The following is a 1,106-nucleotide window of genomic DNA, read 5'->3' on the forward strand; positions in this document are numbered from 1 at the left end:
TATAATGCTACATATAAACTAGACAGCAAAAAAGGAGTTTCTTAGTTGTATGACAGGTCCCAGAAGGAAGTTCAGCCCAGAGGAAAAAGCCCGGTTGGTACTGGAAATTTTGAAAGAAGAAAAGACAGTATCACAGCTCGCAGCCGAAGAGGGTATACATACGAATGTCCTCAACCGATGGAAACTAGAGGCGGTCCAAAACCTCTCACAATTGTTTGTCGATGATCGTAAAGGCATCACGAAAATGAAACAAGACTACGAACAGCAAATCGATGAACTCTACGGCGAGGTGGGTAGATTGACCACCCAATTGTCGTGGCTCAAAAAAAAATCTGGCCTGTAATCTTTCCCGAGAGAAACGAATCGATCTATTGGAGTGGGACTGCCCCGAACACGCTATCTTGGTACAAGCGGATCTGCTAAGCTTGAACCGCTCTAGCCTTTATTACAAACCGGTTCCTCCATCCTCGGAGGAGATTCGCCTCAAACACCGGATTGATGAGCTTTACACGAAGCATCCGTTTATGGGTTATCGAACGATAGCTTCCATTATGAATCGTGAGCAAGATCGGATTCATGAAAATACGGTTCGGCGCTATATGCGTGAAATGGGGATCATGGCAATTTACCCGGGTCCGAACTTAAGCAAGCGAGATCTTCAGCATAGGGTTTATCCCTATTTACTGCGCAAATTAGCCATCACAGAGCCTGAACAGGTCTGGAGTGTTGACATCACATATATACGGATGAAACATGGCTGGATGTACTTATACGCCATTATAGACTGGTACTCTCGTTATATTGTTGACTGGCAGCTTGATCAGAGCTTAGAGATCGGTTTTGTTCTTGAAACGATGAAAAAGGCACTTGCAAATCGTAAGCCTGGTATTATAAACAGTGATCAAGGCAGTCATTTTACAAGTCCCCAGTATATCGATTTAGTGAAGGAACACGACGTTCGCATCAGTATGGATGGTAAGGGTCGTGCAACAGATAACATTGCAATTGAACGCTTTTGGCGAAGTTTGAAATACAATGAAATCTATCTCAACGATTATAACAGCCCACGCGAGACCCGCAATGGCATCAGTAGCTACATTCATCTT

2 protein-coding genes are annotated in these 1,106 nt (G+C 43.9%); both read left to right on the top strand.

The window, feature by feature from the left end; genetic code table 11:
* Positions 1–49: 49 nt before the first annotated feature.
* The gene (locus tag FU659_RS36695; RefSeq protein WP_047674601.1) at positions 50–343 is read left to right on the top strand and encodes a transposase; all 294 of its coding nucleotides are present in this window, start codon (positions 50–52) and stop codon (positions 341–343) included.
* On the top strand, positions 333–1,106 hold a 774-nt coding region (locus FU659_RS34965), incomplete at its 3' end, for an IS3 family transposase (RefSeq protein WP_261808256.1). The genes FU659_RS36695 and FU659_RS34965, both read left to right, overlap by 11 nt.

The sequence above is a fragment of the Paenibacillus sp. N3.4 genome, assembly GCF_008017805.1.
GTDB lineage: Bacteria > Bacillota > Bacilli > Paenibacillales > NBRC-103111 > Paenibacillus_E.